The sequence below is a fragment of the Paenibacillus shenyangensis genome (genome assembly GCF_000346635.1).
In the GTDB taxonomy this organism is placed as follows: Bacteria; Bacillota; Bacilli; order Paenibacillales; family Paenibacillaceae; genus Saccharibacillus; species Saccharibacillus dauci.
In genome coordinates, this window is record NZ_AOIG01000010.1 from 124239 (window position 1) to 142762 (window position 18524).

The following is an 18524-nucleotide window of genomic DNA, read 5'->3' on the forward strand; positions in this document are numbered from 1 at the left end:
GATGGGATGCATACACAGGAGAGCCGTACAGAACTGGAACAGGAATTGCAGCAGATTGCCAAATGGGAGAAGGATCAGAGAGGGAGTTCGATTCTGGATAAAATTGGCCGAATCCCTTTTATGTTGCTGGATCGCATGACGCCCAAATTCATACGGGACAAAATAGGAGCGGCGATCAATGAACTGGGACGCTTTATTCAGAACGGTGGCAAATATCTAATTTCTCCAAAAGGCATTATGCAGCGTCTGGCCAAGGCTAGCGATCAGGAAGGTACCGAGCTGACTCCGCGTGAAGTAGCGAAGCTGCCCCTTAAAGTGATGGATAATGCAGCTATGGATATTTCCAGAAGCCGGTCCAATCTGGCGGCACTCGAAGGAGCGGCATCCGGTGTAGGCGGTATTTTCACCATTGCCGCAGATATTCCGGCCATGATCGGTATCTCGCTCAAAGCGCTGCAGGAAATTGCTCTATGTTACGGTTATTATCCTTCCGATCCCCAAGAGCGTTTGTTTATTCTCAAATGTCTTCAATTCGCTTCATCGGATGTCGTCGGCAAAAAGGCGGTACTCGAGGAATTGGCTGATTTTGAAAAAGGAGATACCGGCAAAGAAGTATTCTCCCAGATTCAAGGCTGGCGCGAAGTGATAACCACTTACCGTGATAATTTTGGCTGGCGCAAGCTGTTCCAGGCAGTACCTGTAGCAGGGATTATTTTTGGCTCCTTTGTAAATAAAAATTCTCTGGAAGCATTAACTGAAGTCGGTCGCACGCTATATCGCAAACGCCGCATTATGGAGCGTCTGCAGCAGATGGAACAGGCAGAGTCCGGTGCAGCGGAAGCTTGAGTAAGTATAGTGTATTAGATAAGAAATAATAAAGATAAAAACAAAGAAGGCGGATATTGACACTTGGATGTCATATCCGCCTTCTTTGTTTTTATTTACACGAACATATGTGCTATAATAATTCAGTTCCGTCTACTGCTGTATAAGATCCTAATGAAGATGCAGCTGCTGTATGTGCATATTCAGGATGGTATGGTCCGGATATTCTGCATGGTTTTCAGCGAACAGCGCTGTAATTTGCCGGTCATTATGGTCATCGATCCATACTTTGCGCAGAGTGCCTTCCATATGCTGCTCTGCTACCGGTACATAATGATCTACTCTGCTGTTGAGGGATTGCACGGTGTCCATAAAAGCCTGCCAGGATACTTCTCGTTTGAACACCGGAGACGTCTGGGAATAGACCAGTTCATAATTGCCCTGGAGCAGTGCATCAGCCAGCTGATCCGGCTTGATCGAATCACTGGTTTCAGAGGCCGGTGTGACTTTGACCGAAGTGCGGTGTGGCTGGACAACCTGAACGGACTCTACGGATGCGCCATAACCTTTGGCATGTTCTAATGGATCGACGGACAGTATAGTCGATTCGCTGCAGCCGGTGAGCAGACTGCCAGCAAGCAGCACGGGGAGCCATTTGATGGATATTCTCATAATCATTCTCCTTAGGGAGGAGCCAAACAGGGCTCTTGGAAATAATGGTTCGGTAACAAGCGGGTTCTATCATTACCATACTATAATTCAGCGACCTACAGGGCCGGATATCCCAAAATTAACATCGGTCTGATAATAAAAACAGCTGCTTTACAAAAGTCTGATCAGACGGGATATCGTCTGTGCCATAGGAGACATTATTATTCCCACAACATGACCAATGCACAAGCAAAATGGAAAGGAAGAACACGCTTATGATGGGGAAATCCCACTTTATTATCAGTACAGGTCTCACGGTATCGCTCATGACGATGGCTGGTGTTCCTGTAACTTCGGCTGCTGTAGTAGCTGCTGCCGTCAGTTCTTTATTACCCGATATTGATGAGCCTAATTCAATCCTCGTCTCCAAGACGCTGTCGGAGCCGATCCTGCGTATTTTGCAGACAATTATGCTGGCTTCTGTTGTCTGGATTCTCTGGAAAGGATTATTTGGAATGCCGTGGGATATTGGCATAGCTGTTGCGATTGTATTTGTCGCCTTTTTGCCGACCCGGTCGCTGCGCAAAGTAGTCATGTTCCTGATCGGTGTCGGTATTATCATCTATGGACGGGAAATCGCGCCGTGGAACTATATGGGCGGCAGTCTGCTCATTATCTGTACATTCCTGCCGCATCGCGGACTGACCCATACGATCTACGGTACTGCGGCCTGGACAGCGCTGCTGTACGGTACGACTGCCCATCTGGGCTCCAGTATCTGGATCGCTGGCGGTACTTCCTATTTCTTGCATCTGCTGGCTGACTCGCTAACCAATCGCGGTGTAAGGCTGCTGCCGCCGCTCAAGTGGAAACTGCGCTTCAATCTGATGAGTACAGGGACCAAAAAAGGGTCGGCTGTCGAGAATGTCTGTATTATCCTGACGCTCATTATTGCCGGTATCGTATTCCTGCCAAAGTTAACCGGTTAAAAGAGTCAATACAAGACCAGGAGAGCAGAAGTGCTGCTTTGCATGATTGAATTGCGAATGGGTACACAGAGGGAGTAGCGTGAACAGACAGAGAAAAGCTGGAATCTGCCTGCTTAAGGAAGAGTCGTATGCGCAAGATTGATTACCAGGAATAGCAGGCAACACAAAAAGGAACGGCTTGATCAGACCGTTCCTTTTTGGTATGCAGTGAAATACATCCAGTTCACACCTTGCATTCGGCAAACATATGTTCGGTCAAAGGTCAAAAAAATATAGCATCTCGCGGGGGATACCGGTGCGCATCGCAAAAGCTTCCAGTGTCTCGCCGGGACGCTGCTCCTGCCCGGCCGTCAGCAGAGTAATCGCAAACGAATTCGCCTGCCTCTCCAGCTTGCCCGGCCAGAAATAGGAGTGCTCTTCCAGGAAAAAGCGACTCAATCCTTTGTGCAGGCGATCATGACCCAGTTCATGCGCACATACAAATCGCTGCCATTGGTCGGATAAGCCCTGATTAATTACAATGAAGCGCCGTCTGAGTTTTTTGTAGTACAGTCCTTTGGTGGACTTGCCTAGATCCATGTAGCGAATATGTATGCCGAGCGCTTCAGCAATTTCAAAAGGGCAGTTTGTCTTATACTTGTGGACCAGATGAGCTGCAGTATCATCCATCGGTACAATCACCTCGTAAGCGTTTGGCGTTATGGTGCAGCTGTAATCTCCAACTGCCGGTAATGCGACGGCTGCATGTTACAGTCGTCTGCATTGATGACGATCCTTCAGGAACGGTTACGGCGGTCATCGGGAGCGACCGGTTTGCGCTTGTTCATTTGTTTGGCTTCCCAGAATAGTCCGGTTAATACATCCTTGATCCGCTGCTTGTCTTCATCATCCAGCGGCACACCGTCAAACATCAATTCACCATCTTCCTCAAGCATTTTTTTGAAATCACGCTTATCCCGCGAATTGGCCCATTCGGGTGTCTGCTGATTTTCTTCCGGACGCAGGTATCCGGCACGATCCATCATTTCCGCATAAGGTACATTCAGCGCTCTGGCGATTTTCTCAATCGTCTGGGGCTTGGGTACACCGCGTTTGCCATTTTCTATTCGTGAGATTTGTGAGGTGCTGATGCCGGCAAGGTCTGCCAGTTGGTTAATACTCCAGTTTTTCTGCTCACGTATTTGCTTCAAATAACTGCCAAATGAAGAATTATCCACCGACAAAACACCCTTTCTATAGGCACTGTAAACACGAATCCAATCTAAATATACAGAAGTAGATGCCAAAGCTTAATATATGTACTATACCCCAATATTGCCATTAGGTAAACAATGGAAAAATTTACTTTGCCAAAAGGCACAAACTATAGAGCATAATGAAGATAATAATCGATTAATTGATTCAAACGGCTAAAAATGAGAGTTTACGAATAACAGATAAGCATGTTATCTTAGGAATATGAAATGCGAACAACATACGAACAAATGATAATAAATGGAATTTTTGATGGTTAAATGAAATAAAAGAAGGTTAAATATCTACCATCATTGCCAAAAGGCAAAAAAGAAAATGCCAGATGGAAATGATGAAATACTGTCTCTTAAGGATAAGAATTCTTTGTGCTGTACCTGCTGCTGATTTCCTTTACCTAATATATTACATCGAGGAGTGTTGTACAATGAATCCAATGATTTCCCTGCCTGAGCTGGACCGTCGTCAGACCCGTGCTGTAGTAGAAGCAGTTTTCGAGAAATACCGTATCTACAAAACGATTACATTTGAGATGAGAGAGACCTCGCTCACCGCTTCATATGAAGCAAGAATGCATGGGCCGACCAATGTGACCGGAGATCCGACAGCAGGAGCAGCTATTTATAATGTAGATACTCCGGCAGCGCGTCGTGCCTATTGTGAACGGATAGAAGCCATTGTGGAACGACTGGGTGAACGTGAGCAGCTGCTTGTACGGGAACGTTATCTCAAGCACGATGATATTTTCGATTATAAAGTATACAGTTATCTGTTCGATCCGCCGATCAGCAAAGACACCTACGTTAAAATCCGTGCCCGTGCTTTTTACAAAATGGCACTGGCGCTGGCGGATACCGGGATGATCCGGCTGGATGAACTGATGCCGCAAAAGAAACGGGTTCGCCGGACGGATGCTGCGTGCACTACTTCATGATCGGTAAGACGGAATACGTACTTTATTAATAATGAGAAAACAGTATTAACGAGCAAGCTGTCCGCCGAGCCGGGCAGCTTTTTTTTGCTTGCTGATTCGCTTGAGGGTTTCACAGGTAATTCATAATGACAGGTTAAGATCGCCTAACAAGCAGAAAACAACAGAAGATGATAATATATAGTATATGCTGCTGTTTTTATGTTATTTTATGGTAAAATAGTAGGTGTTTATAATACTGCGGATAATCGCTATACATAGACGATCAGACAGCTATCCAGCCACTGCAGGCGATCATCCCATATATGTTAATGGACAGGAGCTCTGATTTTGTGAAAAGGGAATTACGCACTGCGAGGACATCTGCCATTCCGGCAGCTGCCGACCGGTTTCGATTACAGCATGTATACAAAGCATGGTTGTTCGACAGTACAGTCGTCTCGCTGCTAGTCAGCAGCCTGAGTTCGATTTATCTTAATTTTGCACTGCAAAACTCTGTGCTCGTCTCGGAGATGGGACTGCGTTCACAGTTGATTGTTTGGATGCTGTTTCTTGTGCCGCTGTTCGGTTATTCGCTGGTGGTACTGGCACCGCTGAACCGCTGGCTGCGTCTGAATATTCGGCGTATGCCACTGCAGTTTCTTCTATTTAATGGAATCGGTATCATCGTTAGCTGGGCGATCATGATGTGGATTCCACTGCCAGGGTGGCTCAGTTCACCGGTATTGTTGTGGAGTATTCCGGTATTTGCCATGATTTCGTATCTGTTCTCCAGCGTGTTTCTCACCTCATCACCGATGGAATAACACACTATATATCTAGGTTCGGGAACACACCAAGTCTGCCTGCGGGCAGGCTTTTTTTGTGCGGAATAATCTAGCGTCTTTTTACCGCTCTTCTTCCCCCGAACTCAGCCGATAACCGTCCTTTTTTCGTCCATAGCACCGTCTCCGTTAGGAGAAATCCAGTGTAAGATTGTATTATCGGAAATCGAGAGACACGGAACACCGCAGGAATATGGATATTCCAAATAATAAGTCTTTAACCAAGCGGTGCAAAAATTCCTCATCTCGATTCCGTAAAGTATAACCGAAGGAGATGATTATTTTTCTCGGTAAAGGAGGAGAAATATGGATGCACAACAGGTGATTACCTATGTGCAATTATCACTGCACGAGAAATTCCCTGATATTCCATTTGATCGTGCAGAAAAAAAAGAGTTAAAGCAGCCACGATTGGAATATCGCCTAGTCGCAGTTGACTTCACAAGAGAACGTAGTGATCGGTTTGTACGTGTGTATACGTTGGAAGTCAGATACGTACCGGCTGCCGGGCACTATGCAGATGAGCAGATCGAAGATTTGTTTGAGGCATTAGAGACTATTGGGACTGGGGAAGATTTATGTCGAGCTAGCGAATTGCGATGGGATACAGAAGATGGAGTTCCACGAATTCGGGTAAACTATCCGGTACGTACTGTTCGCTCGGCAGTTCCAGGTATACTGATGAATACAATGGATCAGCACGTATATCCTGCCTCTCATATCAGTAAATGAACACAAATTTACAAACCAGGTAAATGGTATTCAAAGGAGAGAAAACAATGGCTGAGGTATCTTACCGTAAAGAGCAATTTATGCAATCAACAAAATTTACTTCACTTGAAAAAGATGTACTATCTGCACTTCTGTCAGAAAATGAACAGTACACTATTGAACAAGCAACATCCATGCTACATCAATTTATGAATAAGGAGGCCAATTAAATGGCTGGAGGAACTTATACAACACAAAACAAAATTCGCCCTGGTGTATATATCAACTTTGTATCGGAGGGCAAACTTCCTGGAACATTGGGTGAGCGTGGTACCGCAAGTCTTGCGCTAAATCTGGATTGGGGAGCACCTAAGAAAATGCTTACTATTACCGCTGGTGATAATACCCTACAAACACTTGGGTACGATTATACTTCTCCACAGATGCTTCTGATTCGCGAAGCGCTCAAACGTGCACAAAAGCTTCTGGTATATCGTTTAAATGACGGTACACCTGCTTCTGTAAAAGTGGAGCCTCTGACAGCTACAGCTAAATATAGTGGTACGCGTGGCAATCAGTTGACCATTGTAGTGGAAGCAAATATTAATAATGAAAAACAATTCGACGTAACCACGCTGCTAGAGGGTACAGTAGTCGATAAGCAGACCGTAAGTGCTGTAGAACAGTTGGTGAGTAACACCTACGTTGTCTTTAGTGGTAAGGGAACTCCTGTACCGACAGCAGGTGCTCCACTAGCTGGAGGTACAAGCGCGCTGGCCACCAATGCAGATCATACTGCATATCTGGAGCAACTTGAGGCTTTAGAGTTTCAGACAGTTGGCTTGGTTTCGGATGATGCCTCTCTAAAATCTGTATATGCTGCTTATATCAAACGCTTGCGCGGCAATGAAGGCAAAAAGGTACAGGCTGTACTGGCCAATTATCCTAACGCTGATCATGAAGGTGTAATCAGTGTCAAAAATGGTGTTGTGCTAAGTGATGGCACTGTACTGGACGCAAAGCAAAGTGTAGCCTGGGTAACAGGAGCGACTGCCGGTGCTGCGGTTAATGCTTCTTTGACCTATAGTGCTTATGACGATGCTGTAGATGTGAATGGCAAGCTGACCCATACTGAGACTGAATCAGCTTTGCGAAAAGGAGAGTTCGTATTTACAGCCAGCAGCGATCGTGCAGTAGTGGAACAAGATATCAATACGTTTGTGTCCTATACACCGGATAAAGCACGCCATTTCGCCAAGAACCGTGTAGTACGTGTACTCGACAGTATTGCTAATGATCTTAAACGTATTTTTGAATCCTATTTTATTGGTAAAGTGAACAATAATACCGATGGACGTAGCTTGTTCCGATCACAGTGTGTAGCTTACCTGACTGATCTACAGAATATCGGAGCAGTACAGAATTTTGATGCTCAAGCTGATATCAGTGTGACTGCAGGTAATGAAGTAGATAGTATTGTAGTGGAAGTCAATGTGCAACCAGTAGATTCCGTTGAAAAAGTATACATGAAAGTGAAGGTGGTTTAAGATGACATTTCTAAAAGCAAAAGACACCATTTCCGGCCAAGAAGGCCGCGCATTTGCAACAATTAATAATCAAGTAGAGGAAATGTTTTATATCAAAACGCTGGAAGCTACAGTAGAGAAACAAAAAGCTGAAGTGAAAACATTGGGACGCCGTGGAGTGCAGCACAAAGCAACAGGCTGGTCCGGATCAGGTACCATGACTATTTTCTACATGACTTCTCGCTTTCGTCAAATGATGCTGGATTATATGAAAACCGGTGTAGACACGTACTTTGATATTGAAGTGACAAATGAAGATCCAACATCCAGCATTGGTTACCAGACTATTATTCTGCGTGATGTGAATCTGGACAGTGTCATTATGGCATCACTGGACACCGAATCGGATGCACTAGAAGAAGAAGTAAGCTTTACTTTTGATGGAGTAGATATTAATCAGGCCTTTGGAGCACCAGCTCATTAATTCGAATTATTCTTATAACAACTAATTAATGATATGAAAAATTGACCTATGTACCGGAGGCAAAGATCCTACAATTGGAGCTATTCCGGTACATCTGTCATATGTCTGAACAAATATGTAATAGGATATCCAAGTATATATTAAGTGAATAACTATATTTATAACTATTAGGAGGAATTATCAATGAGTGAATTAAGTCTATTTTTTGCACAAAACGTATCTTCTGATGTGGTAGAGGAATTTGTAGTGTCTGCACGCTTCAAAGATGCAGATGGTAACCCTGTAAGCTGGAAACTCCGCAGCATGAATGAGGACGAAAATCAGGAATGCCGTAAAGCAGCCACTCGTAAAGTAAAGGGCAAGAATGGCATGTATACACCAGAGATTGAACCTAACGAATATATGGCTAAATTGATTAGTGCCAGCATAGTATACCCAGATCTAAAAAATGCAGAACTTCAAAAATCTTATGGTGTGATGGGAGCGGAGTCACTATTACGCAAGATGCTGTTGCCTGGTGAGTTTGCAGCTTTAGGTGAACGAGTACAGGAATTGAATGGCTTTAATCGAGATATGAATGAATTGGTAAATGAAGTAAAAAACTAATTAGTGGGGGCGATAGTGAAGCTAATTTTGCTTACTACGCCCTCCATGAATTGCATATTCTTCCGCAGGATCTTATGCAAATGTCTGATCATGAACGTGCCGCCATTTATGCTATGATTGCTGTTCGAGTAGAGGCAGAAAAGCAGTCACAACGGAAGAGGACCAGAAAGGGGTGAATACTTATGCCAGCTGCCGGTTTTCTAGCAGCATTGGAAAGCGCAGGTGCCGTTCTTGGTCTATTCAACAGTATCCAAGAACTAATCGATAAGATGTCAGAGAAATTCAGTCAATTCATTGAGAAAGTTAAAAAATCCATACAAATGATATATGAAAGCCTAAAATCGATTGCAGAAATGACATTAATGCCTGCGATGCAACAGCAATCCTTGAAAGATTTAATTATTGTGAATTCTGGTGGAAATAATAAAGGTAATAAAATATTCGATTCTTTTAAAGCAGAAGCGTTAAGAACGGGACAGGATGTACAAGAATATTTGAAGGGTGGTATTAGTCTTTTTTCAATCACAGATGAACAGGATAAACTTGAGAAATTGATAGACTATGCTAATCGCTTGAGTATACTATCTCCAGATCACAAAAGTATGAGCGACAGTGTAGATTCCCTTATTAAAGCTTACTCTGGGGATTCATCTGGACTTGCTTCAAACTTTGGTATTTCTCAAGGGGTTATTGACCAGTCAGGCATTAAAGAAAAAGCTTCCCAAGGAGACTTGAGTGGCTTCATTACTTCACTCGAACAAATCATGAATCAATCTGGGAAAACAAAAGCTGCACTTGACCATATGGTAGATACCCCTTTTAACGAGTGGAATACATTAGTAAACAATTTTAAAAATAGTTTAAGTCAAATGGGAGAAGGTGCTATGGGCACATTGTTGCCACTGTTAAAAAAATTAAATGATGCTTTTGCTAGTGGAGAATTTGATCCATTTATTAAGCAGGTGGGTAGTGTTTTGAGTGTTCTGGCTGGGGTAGTCAGAATATTAGTAGAAGGTTTTCTAAAATTGATTAACTTCGTACAGGAGAATTGGTCAATTATTAAACCTATTTTGATAGCGATTGCGACGGTGTTTTTGGTTACCATTATTTCGCAATTAATTATAATAGGAACTTTATTGTTTTTGCTAAATCTCCCCTTAATATTGGTAATTGGACTTATAGCTGTTGTCATAATGTATCTAAGCATGATTGGTATCACCGGTGAAGATGTGCTCGGTTATCTAATAGGTAGTTTTCTTGTGTTTTTTGGTACTATATTAAACTTTTTTATTATGTTATATAATCATTTCGCTACTTTATATGAATTCTTAGCTAATTTATTTATTGATCCTAAATACGCTTTTGATCAATTTGTATACTCTACAAAAGTTGGTTTTTTGGGATTGATGTACAGGCTCACAAGGGCTGCCGAAGATTTTGCTATCGGTTTTGCAAGTGCTATCAATCAGGCTATAAAGCCAGTCGCTGATTATTATAATTCGATGTTGCCTTTGATCAATCAATTTCATAATTCAGGATTACAAGAAATTCATATCTCTACAGACGAAGAAATCAAAGCAAATGGGCACACATTTAGTAATGAAATTAAAAAGCAAATGGACTCTATCCCAGAGCCAACCTCTGATAAAAATGTAGTTTCATTACCGCGAAAAGATTACTATGATACAACAAAGCTGATGGCAATGGGACCTGAAATAGCTGGTTGGCTCAGTGGCGCATTTAACTTTATGGGAAATAGTTTTTTGGGCGATGGTAGAGAGTATCCACCTAAAAAAGGTGATAAAGGTAATGCGGCAACAAATGACTATTTAAATCATTATCTTCCCAATATGCCTAGTGATATTAATAATGTGAAAAATGTTGATAAAATTCGCGGCATTCAAGATCCAGTCGATATTTCCAGTGAAGATATAAAATTGCTACGTGATTTAGCTGAACTGCAAGCAATTCAACATTTTGTGAGTTTGACCCCAACGGTACAAGTGACAACAGGCGATATTAATAATGGTGCGGATCTTGATACTATTGTTAGTCGTATCGGACAGAAACTAGAAGAAGAATTTGTCTCAACTGCGCAGGGGGTGTATATGTGATATGGAAGAGTACGGATTCTTTTTAACTTATAATAATCAGGATGAAGTCGTTCGTTTACCAGTCAATCCTGAAAAAATTGAAATTAACAGTAGCGGAGACGGAAAGAACTACACCATTATTGGGCTTGGGGAAATTAATTCAATTCAGCCGAATAAGCTGCGTGAAATTACACTGGAGAGCTTTTTTCCGGGTCAACGATACCCGTTCGTTGTTGGTAGGGAATTGCAAACGCCATATTATTATGTAGAGATGATTCAAAAATGGATGGAGACTAAGCGTCCCATCCGATTTGTTTTTTCTTCCTTACAACTTCCAGATTACGCTTTATACGGAAATACTTCTAAACAAGCTGTATCAGCTAAAGCCGAACGATTTACTTCAAACAGGGCATTTATGGCAATCAACATGGCAGTCAGTATCGAGAAATTCGATTGGACACTGGCGGCAGGAGAATCGGGCGACATCCAATTTAAGCTGTCCTTGAAAGAGTATGTCTTTTACCGTGCACTTAAAGTCAAAATTAAAAAAGACAAGGAAAAGTCTACTGTAGCCAAAAAGCGTACTGATACTAAAGAAACTCCTAAAACCTATAAATTGGTTGCTGGAGATTCGCTATGGAAGATTGCCAAAAAACAACTGGGTGATGGAAGTCATTATAAAGAAATTCAAAAGCTTAACAATATTAAAGATAGTGAGCTGCGTAACCTGCCAATTGGAATGGTGATCAAGCTGCCACAGAAAGAGGCCGCCAAATGATTCAGCTCCATATTGATAATAAGCAAGGCAGTCTCTGGGATATCTCTGGCATTGCCTCTGATATTACCTGGAAGACCAGCCGGATAGGCAAGCCAGCTTCATTGGAATTTACGTTGGTTAGTGATGGTCTATACCAGAAAAAAGACTTTGATGTACAAAATGGGTATGTGGTTCGCTTCATCTACAATGGAGCGAACCTTTTTTATGGCTATATTTTTACTGTGAGTACTGGTACAGATAAACAGATAAAGATAACTGCTTATGATCAGGTACGCTACTTGCTGGGTAATGACACCTTTGTTTTTACCAATGTAACTGCAGATGAGGTAATCCAGCAAATCGCAATTAAAAATAAATTAAAGCTGGGAAAACTGGATAAAGGTAAATACACCATTCCGTCACTGATTGAAGATAATAAAAAGCTGCTAGATATTATCATGGGTGCTCTAGACCATACACTGGCGTATAAATCACAACTCATGGTCTTTTATGATGATTTCGGGAAGCTCAGATTACAGGATATTCGAAGTATGAAACCCTCTGTTATCTTGGGACAAGGCCATTATTTGTATGATTATTCTATCAAGAAAAGTATTGACTCAGAGACGTATAATCAGATCAAATTCTACCGTGACAATAAAGATACCGGACATCGAGATATTTTTATAAAAAAAGACTCCAATAATATAGGAGCATGGGGATTATTACAAAAATACGAAAAAGCAGAGGATAACTGGAATATAGCTCAAATTGAAGAAGCACTCTCACTCAATCTGAAGCTGTATAATCGCGAACAGGTTACCCTATCTGTAGATGCAATTGGTGATGTCAACGTGCGTGCAGGACAATTTGCTTATATTTTACTTGATGAATTTGAAGTACAGGTTTATCTGGTAGAAGAATGCAGTCACAAATTTTCAGGGACAGATCATACCATGTCCCTAGATGTGAAGGTGGTGTAAATATGCTTGATGTTATTCGTAAGGCGAGTCTGGGAGCAGTATCTAACGCAAATCCTATGGCAGTGATGTATGGAACTGTATTAAATAATCAGCCGCTGGAAATTAATATTGATCAGCGGTTTACCCTTCCGGCTGCAGTATTGGTTATACCAGAAACGATCAGCAAGCTGACTAAGGAGCAAAATGGAACGCTGACGACCGGATTACAGATTGGCGATAGAGTATTGCTGCTTCGTGTCCAAGGCGGTCAAAGCTATGTTGTGCTGGATCGGCTGGTGAATAGCCTATGATTCCGACGGGGCTGCAACTACAACCGGATCAGGACATTGATACAACAAATCTGATTATGTCTGGATTAACGTACAAGGTGGATTGGGAACGTGGAACTATTGCCGGTACAATAGATGGCCTGGATTCTTTACGGCAGGCTGTATTGAAAATCCTTACGACAGAGCGTTATCGGCACCTGATTTATAGCAATGATTATGGTACGGAATATAAAGAGATTCTTGGCAAAGATCAACTATATGTACGCGCGGAAATTCGGAGAATGATCACGGAAGCTCTTCTGCAGGATGATCGGATTGAGCAAATTAACGATTTTCTTACAATATGGAATTCAGGGGATGACATCCGGGTGAGTTTTACGGTGCAAACCATATATGGTTCGTTTCAGATTAACGAGGAGGTGAGCTGAATTCATGTATGAGGCACAAACGTATGAAGTTTTACTGGAGCGTATGCTGGACCGTGTAGCGGACCAAATGGATAAACGAGAGGGTAGTATCATCTATGATGCCTTAGCACCAGCGGCATTGGAGCTGGCTCAAATGTACGCTGAACTGGATATTCAGCTAAATCTTTCTTTTGCAGATACAGCGACAGGCGAATACCTGGAACGTCGTACGGCTGAGTATGGCATTCAAAGGGAGCCGGCTACTTATGCTGTTCGTAAAGGAATTTTTTATAAAGGAGACGGCACGCGTACGGAAGTACCTATTGGCAGCCGACTCGCCAGCGGAGAGTTGATTTATAGTGTGACTTCACGTCTAAGTGCCGGTGAGTATGCATTGACCTGCGAAACCGCAGGGGAGATTGGTAATACGACAGCCGGAGCTTTGCTACCGCTGGATTATATCGCCGGGCTGGCTGTAGCTGAATTGAATATTGTACTTGTACCTGGAGAAGATGCCGAAGATGATGAGACATTAAGATCCAGATATTTACAGGCTATTAATGAACAACCATTTGGCGGTAATATCTCAGATTACAAGCAAACCATCAATGAGATAGAGGGAGTTGGCGGAGTCAAAGTGTTTCCGGTCTGGAAAGGAGGAGGAACGGTCAAATGTACCATTATTGCCAGTAATGGACGTCGCCCTTCAACAGAGCTGATTAATCGTGTACAAACAGCTATTGATCCAGTGGTAAATAGTGGAGAAGGTATAGGTCTTGCTCCAATTGGACATCGGGTCACTATTGCAGGAGTGGAAGAAGTAGCCATTACAGTAAGTACAAAACTTACATTGGAACCGGGTGTTACTGTAGGGCAGGTGAAACTGGATGTCAATGATACACTGGCAGCATATGTGAAAGAACTGACAGCTAAATGGAAAGATCAAGAGCGGATTATTATTCGTATTAGCCAGCTGGATGCTCGTATTGTAGGTATTAAAGGGGTTGCAGATGTCACAGATACAATGGTGAATGGTAAGCCGGTAAATCTAATGTTGGGAACTGAACAGATTGCCGTATGGGGAGGAGTAGGTACCCTTGAATAACCGACTAATGCAGTATGAGCCAGAATATTACCATTCCATAAGAGAATTTCTTGCTTTGTTAAATACAGAAGAGATCGAGTTGGATCAGCTTGAAGCTAATCGCTTGAAGTTACTGGCGGACCAGTTTGTTATGACGTCTAGCGAAATATCATTGCGTCGTAGGGAGCAACAACTGCAAATCCAGGCAGACCCAACAATCGAAACGCTGAATTTTCGCCGCCGTCGGATTGTGAACCGCTATACAACCAAGCCGCCCTTTACTATTCGTTATTTACAACAGAAGTTAGATCAGCTATTGGGGGCAGGCAAAGCAAATGCAACCGTAGATATCCAAAATTTTGCACTAACGGTTATGGCCAATCTGACAGATGCTTCAATATTCAAAGAAGTGAACTACACAGTGCAGACGATTAAACCGGCTAATATGACTTATGTACAGCAAACCTCATTACGTGAGTCTATTATGCTTCGCGAAACGGCATATCGTTATAGCACTGAACGTAATACTAGATTGTCTACCCGCTGGAAGCTCGGAAGCACACCATTTACTACGCTGGGAGAGGAGATCAGAATCCTATGATTCAGAATAGTTATCTACAGGAAATAGCTGATTATACCAACCAACGTATAGCCAAAGTAACCCTGAATGGCGATTACGATATCAATCAATTTAGAATCAAACAAGTGACAGATGAAATAGTAGAGCTGGAATATTTGATTCCAGCAGCGGATCTCTCATCGGTGACCCAGTTAGAATTACGTTCTGCCAGTAATGAAGTTATCAGCAGTAGCGAAGTGTTTATTCCTGTTGTTGCAGATACAGTTGTTAAACAATATGTAGAAGTGAAGGGAGCGTAAGTATGGATTATCGGGCAAAAACGGATTGGAACTATAACGATACCGTAACTGAACAGGATATGAACCGTATTGAGGCAGGACTCGGGGATCTGCACGAACGATTGGATACAGAAATGCGACAAGAAATTGTATTACAGCCTGGAATACAGACAATAACAACTAAACGGGATACACCATTTCGACTTTCTGGACTGACAGGGCGCTTACTTTTAAATCTGGAGGCACGTACATGGGGACAGAATAAAAGCCTCAGTGGATTAGCTGGTTTTCAATCAACAATTACACTGGATAACAATAAAAGTGTAGTTGGTGGAGGTTCAGTAAAAATCACAGCAACTACTGCCAATACCATTGCAGATGCAGTTTCAACCAAACCATATCAGTTAAAAGCAGGCAGAAAATACGTTGCTGTAGGGCATATCTATAATGAATCGGCGAAAAGTGTACTACTAGCCCTGCAGGGAACTGCTGTAAGTACCCCTATATTTACTGATAAAGGTAAATGGGTTACTGTTTTCATGAAATATGCACCCACCGTGGATGTAAGCAGTACACAAATTGTTGCCAGACTTAATGCGACTGCATCAGGTAATGTAGCTTATGCTGATGGACTTAGAATGTATGAAATTTCGGATACAGAATATACTGCTCTTGATAAAATGACGACAGAACAGGTTGCTATGAAATATCCTTATACGGAAGGTTTTGCAGGAATACGTAACCCTTATGCAATACGTTGGACAAGTGTAGCTCAAAAAGAAGTAGCCGCATTTTTAGCGTTTGATACGGAATTAATAGCCTCGCCAGTGATTGCTAATGAAACAGATTGTGACACACTATTTGTAGGATCGGACAGACAGTATTATAAAAACACTGTTTGGCGGAAGCACACCTTATCTGGTGATTTAAATTGGATAATTAGTGCTAGTTTATCAGGTTTTAAGGAAATTAAAATTGTCGGATATGAATCTTATTCACCTGGTGCTGTTATTCCAATGAAATTTGATGGAAGCATTATGCCGAATACTGTTTCTAATAAAGCAGATGTAGCTTCCTTCGATAGTACAGGTAATTTGTATTTAACAATCTCATCAACTGATAGTGGTTGGGCAGATGGATACTCACCGACTACAGATGAATTAAAAGCATACATGTATGGTTGGAAAATGTATGATGGATCTACGAATGCTAATGATGGTCTCGGTGTATATTCTCGTACGGACGGATTGAACAAGCGTTGGACCCCACTTGCTAGTTTTAATGGTAGAGATTATAGCGGCAATGTGTCTACTGTACCTTTAGGTAGACCTGAGCTTTTAATTTCTGGGGGATACCGTATATCTCGTCCAACAACTGATTATATGATTATTTATCATTTATCAACGCCAGCTATTGAATGTTTAACTTTCGAAGGCCAATTAAGTTTTATAGAAGGAGACAACACTATTGAAATCGGATCCGGTATAGTTTTAAGGGAACGAGCTAATCCCTATCGTGATCAAGTAGCTTGGAATATAAATAACGGTTCTCCATCGAGTATAGGCATTGGCTATAACAATTCCTTAACTAAGCAAAGAATAGATAAATTTATTGCTATTTATAAAGATAATAAAAACGATAAATGGACCTTATATCCAAATACTGTAACTTATGCGGGGGCGTTAGCTCAGCAGTCTTTTGAAAATTATGATATTAATGCGTCTTATTCAGTAACCTATGTTCCTTTAGATAAATATCCGGTTAGTTCCTTCATAGGCAGTTATTTTTATAACGAAAAATCTATACTCTCTGAGCTGATACAGAGTGTAGAGCAAATTTCTCATCGTGTATCAATAGTAGAGAATGAAAAAGCTGATAAAGATCAAACTCCATGGCTTTATCCTACTCTTTTAAATGGGTGGGCTGCGCTTAATTCTGATACCGTAGTACGATATAGAAAAACTTCTGATGGTTTAGTTATTGTACAAGGACTTGTGTCTGGAGGTTCTAGCTTAGGACAAACAACAGTGTTTCGCCTTCCTCCAGGATATAAACCTAAAAGAACAATTCAACCACTGACTTATTATAGAGATAATACAGGCTTAAGACCAACTAATTTGGATATATATCCAGATGGAGCAGTTAAGTTAGAAGGCAGTGGCATAGCATCAAATAATATTTTAGCTCTAATATTTACATTTCCTACGGAATTATAGATTAAAGAAAGGTGATTAAAAATGAAGGCTGTAACTTTTTTTGATGCTAAAGGATTTTATTTGTAATACAAATTGATTATCGATAATTAGTATTCTACAATTCAGCCTTATTTAAATGAAGGAAAGTTGAAAACTGGTTATATAGTTGGCATTAGCATACCAGCAGGGTTGTATAACCCTCGATTAAATCTAAGTGATCTTGAAAAGAGGTTAGCCAAAGACCAGGATACTTGCTCAGAATCTTTTTAACCACAATATGATTCATGGCTTTGGGTATGAGGAGCAACAGTAGAAGAAATTGACACTCTTAATCTACTACCGGAACTTTCTGAGCCTGACAAATTTAAGCAAGAGATCACAAAACAACAGGCTAATATAGGGGACTTTATTTTATCAGGAGGTGAATCTTAATTGGCTTACCTGTAGCAGCTCTTAATGTTTACTGTATTACCATTTTTGAGACAGGCAGCCGAACTAATTACCAAAACAGTATGATCAACTGAGTGTAATGATGTCATCGTTTGAATCAGCACTGTAAAGACTCATTTTCATATTTATGTTCATGAAGTAGAGAAAGGAGCAGAAGGGGATGGGGGAGCCGTGGCCGCAAATCATCAAGGTAGTTTCGACAGCGTATGGCGCTGCTGTGGGCTACCTGTTTGGGGGTTGGGATGTGTTGATTAATTTATTATTGGTACTTGTCATTGTAGACTGGTTCTCCGGGTGGGCGGCTGCCTGGATGAGAGGCGAGTTGAAGAGTAGGGTAGGGTTTAAAGGAATCATTCGCAAAGTCGCGATTTTCGTTGTTGTTGCTATAGCTCACTTCATAGATCAGGCGCTGGGAAGTTTGCATTACTTCCAGGATGCCGTGATCTTTTTTTATCTGGCGAATGAATTGCTCTCGGTCATCGAAAATGCCGGTAAAATGGGGCTGCCGATGCCTAACATTCTTCGCAACGCCGTGCATATTTTTGAATCGAAAAGTACGCCGCCGGAAAATCCAATGCTGATCGATGAAGCCCAGCCGGAAGCCGTCAAAGAAATCAAGGAAATCAAAGA

General features: G+C 41.9%; 21 protein-coding genes and 1 pseudogene. 19 read left to right on the plus strand and 3 right to left on the minus strand.

Annotated features, from left to right (window positions below; translation table 11 throughout):
- Positions 1 to 6 precede the first annotated feature (6 nt).
- Positions 7 to 846 (plus strand): EcsC family protein, encoded by an 840-nt coding sequence (locus H065_RS0109490; protein ID WP_017812814.1) that lies wholly within the window; start codon positions 7 to 9, stop codon positions 844 to 846.
- Positions 847 to 996: 150 nt separating this feature from the next.
- On the opposite strand, the gene H065_RS0109495 is transcribed toward H065_RS0109490, so the two are convergent.
- Positions 997 to 1497, minus strand: a complete 501-nt coding sequence (locus H065_RS0109495) for a hypothetical protein (protein WP_017812815.1) — start codon at positions 1495 to 1497, stop codon at positions 997 to 999.
- A gap of 254 nt (positions 1498 to 1751) precedes the next feature.
- Here H065_RS0109495 and H065_RS0109500 point away from each other — a divergent pair, with 254 nt between their 5' ends.
- On the plus strand, positions 1752 to 2465 hold the full coding sequence (locus H065_RS0109500) for a metal-dependent hydrolase (protein WP_017812816.1): 714 nt from the start codon (positions 1752 to 1754) through the stop codon (positions 2463 to 2465).
- 255 nt (positions 2466 to 2720) lie between these two features.
- Here H065_RS0109500 and H065_RS0109505 read toward each other — a convergent pair whose 3' ends face one another.
- Entirely contained in the window at positions 2721 to 3134 is a 414-nt protein-coding gene (locus H065_RS0109505; RefSeq protein WP_017812817.1) for an ImmA/IrrE family metallo-endopeptidase, read from the minus strand.
- 107 nt (positions 3135 to 3241) lie between these two features.
- Positions 3242 to 3682: a helix-turn-helix domain-containing protein gene (locus tag H065_RS0109510; RefSeq protein WP_017812818.1), complete on the minus strand. Its 441-nt coding sequence runs from the start codon at positions 3680 to 3682 to the stop codon at positions 3242 to 3244.
- Positions 3683 to 4143: 461 nt separating this feature from the next.
- Here H065_RS0109510 and H065_RS0109515 point away from each other — a divergent pair, with 461 nt between their 5' ends.
- The 17 genes and pseudogenes from H065_RS0109515 to H065_RS0109595 form a co-directional block, all read left to right on the plus strand.
- Entirely contained in the window at positions 4144 to 4650 is a 507-nt protein-coding gene (locus tag H065_RS0109515; protein ID WP_017812819.1) for an ArpU family phage packaging/lysis transcriptional regulator, read from the plus strand.
- Between the two features lie 329 nt (positions 4651 to 4979).
- Positions 4980 to 5453: a hypothetical protein gene (locus tag H065_RS0109520; RefSeq protein ID WP_017812820.1), complete on the plus strand. Its 474-nt coding sequence runs from the start codon at positions 4980 to 4982 to the stop codon at positions 5451 to 5453.
- 324 nt (positions 5454 to 5777) lie between these two features.
- Positions 5778 to 6203, plus strand: a complete 426-nt coding sequence (locus H065_RS0109525) for a phage tail terminator family protein (protein WP_017812821.1) — start codon at positions 5778 to 5780, stop codon at positions 6201 to 6203.
- 47 nt (positions 6204 to 6250) lie between these two features.
- Entirely contained in the window at positions 6251 to 6412 is a 162-nt protein-coding gene (locus H065_RS27855) for a YqzN/YkzM domain-containing protein (RefSeq protein ID WP_017812822.1), read from the plus strand.
- Positions 6413 to 7729, plus strand: a complete 1317-nt coding sequence (locus H065_RS0109535) for a phage tail sheath family protein (RefSeq protein ID WP_017812823.1) — start codon at positions 6413 to 6415, stop codon at positions 7727 to 7729.
- Position 7730: 1 nt separating this feature from the next.
- Positions 7731 to 8192, plus strand: coding sequence for a phage tail tube protein (locus tag H065_RS0109540; RefSeq protein WP_017812824.1), 462 nt, complete (start codon positions 7731 to 7733; stop codon positions 8190 to 8192).
- A 183-nt stretch (positions 8193 to 8375) separates the two neighbouring features.
- Positions 8376 to 8798, plus strand: coding sequence for a phage tail assembly chaperone (locus tag H065_RS0109545; protein ID WP_017812825.1), 423 nt, complete (start codon positions 8376 to 8378; stop codon positions 8796 to 8798).
- A gap of 182 nt (positions 8799 to 8980) precedes the next feature.
- Positions 8981 to 10912 carry a hypothetical protein gene (locus tag H065_RS0109550; protein WP_017812826.1) on the plus strand — a complete coding sequence of 644 codons (1932 nt, stop codon included), beginning with the start codon at positions 8981 to 8983 and terminating at the stop codon, positions 10910 to 10912.
- A gap of 1 nt (position 10913) precedes the next feature.
- A complete protein-coding gene (locus H065_RS0109555; protein WP_017812827.1) occupies positions 10914 to 11669 on the plus strand; it encodes a LysM peptidoglycan-binding domain-containing protein in 756 nt (251 codons plus the stop codon).
- Positions 11666 to 12631 carry an XkdQ/YqbQ family protein gene (locus H065_RS0109560; RefSeq protein WP_017812828.1) on the plus strand — a complete coding sequence of 322 codons (966 nt, stop codon included), beginning with the start codon at positions 11666 to 11668 and terminating at the stop codon, positions 12629 to 12631. Before H065_RS0109555 ends, H065_RS0109560 begins: the two co-directional genes overlap by 4 nt.
- 2 nt (positions 12632 to 12633) lie before the next feature.
- Entirely contained in the window at positions 12634 to 12921 is a 288-nt protein-coding gene (locus H065_RS0109565; protein WP_017812829.1) for a DUF2577 domain-containing protein, read from the plus strand.
- Positions 12922 to 12977: 56 nt separating this feature from the next.
- Positions 12978 to 13328, plus strand: a complete 351-nt coding sequence (locus H065_RS0109570) for a DUF2634 domain-containing protein (RefSeq protein WP_152425858.1) — start codon at positions 12978 to 12980, stop codon at positions 13326 to 13328.
- Positions 13329 to 13332: 4 nt separating this feature from the next.
- Positions 13333 to 14412 carry a baseplate J/gp47 family protein gene (locus H065_RS0109575; protein WP_017812831.1) on the plus strand — a complete coding sequence of 360 codons (1080 nt, stop codon included), beginning with the start codon at positions 13333 to 13335 and terminating at the stop codon, positions 14410 to 14412.
- Complete coding sequence (locus tag H065_RS0109580; RefSeq protein ID WP_017812832.1) at positions 14405 to 14992, plus strand: putative phage tail protein; 588 nt, start codon at positions 14405 to 14407, stop codon at positions 14990 to 14992. Before H065_RS0109575 ends, H065_RS0109580 begins: the two co-directional genes overlap by 8 nt.
- Positions 14989 to 15270, plus strand: coding sequence for a hypothetical protein (locus tag H065_RS0109585; RefSeq protein WP_017812833.1), 282 nt, complete (start codon positions 14989 to 14991; stop codon positions 15268 to 15270). The genes H065_RS0109580 and H065_RS0109585 overlap by 4 nt, the downstream gene beginning before the upstream one ends.
- A 2-nt stretch (positions 15271 to 15272) precedes the next feature.
- Entirely contained in the window at positions 15273 to 17465 is a 2193-nt protein-coding gene (locus H065_RS0109590; protein WP_017812834.1) for a hypothetical protein, read from the plus strand.
- A gap of 589 nt (positions 17466 to 18054) precedes the next feature.
- Positions 18055 to 18453: pseudogene (locus H065_RS0109595) on the plus strand (phage holin family protein); the annotation flags it as partial.
- Positions 18454 to 18524 lie beyond the last annotated feature (71 nt).